The 5000-nt window shown below is 43.3% G+C and carries 2 protein-coding genes and 3 rRNA genes (2 of these 5 cut by a window edge); all 5 read left to right on the forward strand.

Annotated features, from left to right (window positions below):
* Positions 1-1821: ribosomal RNA gene (locus ACUXVC_RS01540) — 23S ribosomal RNA — on the forward strand (it extends 1101 nt beyond the left edge of the window).
* Positions 1822-1869: 48 nt separating this feature from the next.
* A 5S ribosomal RNA gene (gene rrf, locus ACUXVC_RS01545) occupies positions 1870-1985 on the forward strand.
* Positions 1986-2216: 231 nt separating this feature from the next.
* Positions 2217-3176 (forward strand): alpha/beta hydrolase, encoded by a 960-nt coding sequence (locus tag ACUXVC_RS01550; protein ID WP_000821101.1) that lies wholly within the window; start codon positions 2217-2219, stop codon positions 3174-3176.
* Positions 3177-3376: 200 nt separating this feature from the next.
* Positions 3377-4108 carry a DsbA family oxidoreductase gene (locus tag ACUXVC_RS01555; protein ID WP_144465894.1) on the forward strand — a complete coding sequence of 244 codons (732 nt, stop codon included), beginning with the start codon at positions 3377-3379 and terminating at the stop codon, positions 4106-4108.
* 327 nt (positions 4109-4435) lie between these two features.
* A 16S ribosomal RNA gene (locus ACUXVC_RS01560) occupies positions 4436-5000 on the forward strand (it continues 987 nt past the right edge of the window).

Consider the following 5000-nt stretch of genomic DNA (forward strand, 5'->3'; position numbering starts at 1 on the left):
GATGTTGGCTTAGAAGCAGCCACCATTTAAAGAGTGCGTAATAGCTCACTAGTCGAGTGACTCTGCGCCGAAAATGTACCGGGGCTAAATACACCACCGAAGCTGCGAATTGATACCAATGGTATCAGTGGTAGGGGAGCGTTCTAAGTGCAGTGAAGTCAGACCGGAAGGACTGGTGGAGCGCTTAGAAGTGAGAATGCCGGTATGAGTAGCGAAAGACGGGTGAGAATCCCGTCCACCGAATGCCTAAGGTTTCCTGAGGAAGGCTCGTCCGCTCAGGGTTAGTCAGGACCTAAGCCGAGGCCGACAGGCGTAGGCGATGGACAACAGGTTGATATTCCTGTACCACCTCTTTATCGTTTGAGCAATGGAGGGACGCAGAAGGATAGAAGAAGCGTGCGATTGGTTGTGCACGTCCAAGCAGTTAGGCTGATAAGTAGGCAAATCCGCTTATCGTGAAGGCTGAGCTGTGATGGGGAAGCTCCTTATGGAGCGAAGTCTTTGATTCCCCGCTGCCAAGAAAAGCTTCTAGCGAGATAAAAGGTGCCTGTACCGCAAACCGACACAGGTAGGCGAGGAGAGAATCCTAAGGTGTGCGAGAGAACTCTGGTTAAGGAACTCGGCAAAATGACCCCGTAACTTCGGGAGAAGGGGTGCTTTCTTAACGGAAAGCCGCAGTGAATAGGCCCAAGCGACTGTTTAGCAAAAACACAGCTCTCTGCGAAGCCGTAAGGCGAAGTATAGGGGGTGACACCTGCCCGGTGCTGGAAGGTTAAGGAGAGGGGTTAGCGTAAGCGAAGCTCTGAACTGAAGCCCCAGTAAACGGCGGCCGTAACTATAACGGTCCTAAGGTAGCGAAATTCCTTGTCGGGTAAGTTCCGACCCGCACGAAAGGTGTAACGATTTGGGCACTGTCTCAACCAGAGACTCGGTGAAATTATAGTACCTGTGAAGATGCAGGTTACCCGCGACAGGACGGAAAGACCCCGTGGAGCTTTACTGTAGCCTGATATTGAATTTTGGTACAGTTTGTACAGGATAGGCGGGAGCCATTGAAACCGGAGCGCTAGCTTCGGTGGAGGCGCTGGTGGGATACCGCCCTGACTGTATTGAAATTCTAACCTACGGGTCTTATCGACCCGGGAGACAGTGTCAGGTGGGCAGTTTGACTGGGGCGGTCGCCTCCTAAAGTGTAACGGAGGCGCCCAAAGGTTCCCTCAGAATGGTTGGAAATCATTCGTAGAGTGCAAAGGCATAAGGGAGCTTGACTGCGAGACCTACAAGTCGAGCAGGGACGAAAGTCGGGCTTAGTGATCCGGTGGTTCCGCATGGAAGGGCCATCGCTCAACGGATAAAAGCTACCCCGGGGATAACAGGCTTATCTCCCCCAAGAGTCCACATCGACGGGGAGGTTTGGCACCTCGATGTCGGCTCATCGCATCCTGGGGCTGTAGTCGGTCCCAAGGGTTGGGCTGTTCGCCCATTAAAGCGGTACGCGAGCTGGGTTCAGAACGTCGTGAGACAGTTCGGTCCCTATCCGTCGTGGGCGTAGGAAATTTGAGAGGAGCTGTCCTTAGTACGAGAGGACCGGGATGGACGCACCGCTGGTGTACCAGTTGTTCTGCCAAGGGCATAGCTGGGTAGCTATGTGCGGAAGGGATAAGTGCTGAAAGCATCTAAGCATGAAGCCCCCCTCAAGATGAGATTTCCCATAGCGTAAGCTAGTAAGATCCCTGAAAGATGATCAGGTTGATAGGTTCGAGGTGGAAGCATGGTGACATGTGGAGCTGACGAATACTAATAGATCGAGGACTTAACCATATAATATGTAGCAATGTTATCTAGTTTTGAAGGAATATGCCTTCATAGTTTGGTGATGATGGCAGAGAGGTCACACCCGTTCCCATACCGAACACGGAAGTTAAGCTCTCTAGCGCCGATGGTAGTTGGGACCTTGTCCCTGTGAGAGTAGGACGTCGCCAAGCAACTTTAAGACGAGTCAGAATGACTCGTCTTTTTTGTATTTTGTAACTTCTTTTCAAAGCTAATTACATATTTATATAAGTTTTATTCGATTTCTTTCGTGATTTTTGATATGTAATTTAAGATTTTCTATTTTATTTCTTAAAGATAAGATTGACTGGTGTGTTAAAATAGTACAGTTGTTTTTTGATGTACTTTAATATAAGAAGATTTAAGTTAGAAAAGGAGATAATATGAAAAGGATAGGTATAATTACTATAGTAGTCTTAGTCCTTCTATTAATCGTGTATATGTTAGTTGGGAATTATTTTTATAACTACGCATTGAATGCGAAACAAGAAAAAGAATTTTTGCAAGATAATCCTCATTTAGTAGAAACGGTAAATGCATCGGGAGATGTATTGGCTACAAATGAAGAAAAGAATGCGAACTTCGTATCGAAGTATAAACCTAACACATTAACTATACGTTCTTTCGATAAATTGAATTTAAAAGGCTATGAATATATGAATGAATCATCTAGTCATAAATGGGCAATTGTGGTTCATGGATACAATGGTAGAGCATCAGAAATGACGAAATATATTCGTAACTTTTATGAACAAGGCTATAATGTCATAGCACCAGACCTTCGTGGTCACGGAAATAGTGAAGGGGATTATGTTGGTATGGGCTGGCATGATCGTAAAGATGTTTTGATTTGGATTCAACAAATCTTAAAGAAAGATCCTAATGCTGAAATAGCTCTATTTGGTGTTTCAATGGGCGGGGCAACTGTAATGATGACTTCAGGAGAAGATTTACCTTCTAATGTTAAAGTTATTATTGAAGATTGTGGATACTCAACCGTTATTGATGAATTTACTTATCAGCTAAAAGATTTATTCCACTTGCCGAAGTTTCCTGTTATGAATGCGGCAAATACAGTTACAAAATTAAGAGCTGGATATGATTTAGAAGAAGCTTCAGCTGTAAAACAAGTGGCGAAAAGTAAAACACCTATGCTATTCATTCATGGGGATGCTGATACATTCGTTCCTTTTGAAATGTTAGATGAAGTATATAATGCTGCAAAAGTAGAAAAAGAGAAATTAATTGTTCCAGGTGCTGGGCATGGAGAAGCGGAGAAAGTAGATTCGAATAAATATTGGAATACCGTATGGAAGTTCGTAGGGAAGTATATTCCGGCATAATTAAAGTTGTTGCATTTATATAGACGATAATCGGAGGGATAATAGTTAATCCTTTTGATTATCGTTTTTTTTGTTAATTAGGTAGTCTGCTATAAGTGTATTTTTGTATGTACTATATGAAGGAGATAGAGCAAAAACTTTTGAATTCCTTAATCTCAGTGCTACAATGATTGAAAACTAAATGTTAATGAGGTGTTTATATGAAAATTGAGGTTTGGTCGGATTTTGTATGCCCATTTTGCTATATTGGGAAACGTAGATTAGAGATGGCTTTAGAGCAATTTCCACATAAGAAGGATGTTGAAGTTGAGTTTAAAAGTTTTGAGTTGGATCCGAATACTCCCGTTTACTCTGGAACAAGTATTAATGAAGTGCTTGCATCAAAGTATGGAATTAGTATTGAAGAAGCTAAGCGTAATAACGTACAGCTAGGAAATCATGCAGCTAGTATGGGTTTAAGTTTTAACTTTGATGAGATGAAGCCGACGAATACGTTTGATGCGCATCGTCTTGCGAAGTTTGCAAAGAATCATGGAAAAGAAAAGGAGATTACGGAGAATCTACTTTTTGCATATTTCACTGAATCGAAAAATTTAAGTGATGTGGATACACTTGCTATTATCGCTGCAGCCTCAGGTTTAGATAAGCAAGAAGCTTTAAATGTTATTAATGATAAAAATGCGTACGCAAATGATGTTAGAATTGATGAAGCGATTGCTCAGCAATATCAAATTTCGGGAGTGCCTTATTTTATTATTAATCAAAAGTATGCTATTTCAGGTGCACAACCACTTGAAACTTTTGTTGGTGCACTTAAGCAAGTTTGGGAAGAAGAGAATCCTGCACCGAAGTTACAGGAACTTTCAGCAGATGGTGGAAGCGATCTTTCTTGTGCTGATGGAAGTTGTTCGGTGCCGTCGAAAGAACAATAGTTTTTATGGTAGAAGAGCACCCCATAGATTGTTCTGTGGGGTGCTTGTATATAACTATAGAAGAAATACGTAAATGAAATCTATAAAATATAAAGTTTTTTAAAAAACGTATTGACGATTATACTTTAGAGGTGTAATATAGAACAAGTCGCCGATGACATTAACGTCGCAAGCGACAAACAAAATGAAAAACTTAGTTGACATTAACTAACGAAGATGTTAACATAAGGAAGTCGCAAATGAGCGACCAAGTAGTTCTTTGAAAACTGAACGAAACAAACAACGTGAAACGTCAATTTTTATTTTTAGATGCTAGACAAACTAACTTTATTGGAGAGTTTGATCCTGGCTCAGGATGAACGCTGGCGGCGTGCCTAATACATGCAAGTCGAGCGAATGGATTGAGAGCTTGCTCTCAAGAAGTTAGCGGCGGACGGGTGAGTAACACGTGGGTAACCTGCCCATAAGACTGGGATAACTCCGGGAAACCGGGGCTAATACCGGATAACATTTTGAACTGCATGGTTCGAAATTGAAAGGCGGCTTCGGCTGTCACTTATGGATGGACCCGCGTCGCATTAGCTAGTTGGTGAGGTAACGGCTCACCAAGGCAACGATGCGTAGCCGACCTGAGAGGGTGATCGGCCACACTGGGACTGAGACACGGCCCAGACTCCTACGGGAGGCAGCAGTAGGGAATCTTCCGCAATGGACGAAAGTCTGACGGAGCAACGCCGCGTGAGTGATGAAGGCTTTCGGGTCGTAAAACTCTGTTGTTAGGGAAGAACAAGTGCTAGTTGAATAAGCTGGCACCTTGACGGTACCTAACCAGAAAGCCACGGCTAACTACGTGCCAGCAGCCGCGGTAATACGTAGGTGGCAAGCGTTATCC

This window comes from Bacillus sp. N6 (genome assembly GCF_052805735.1).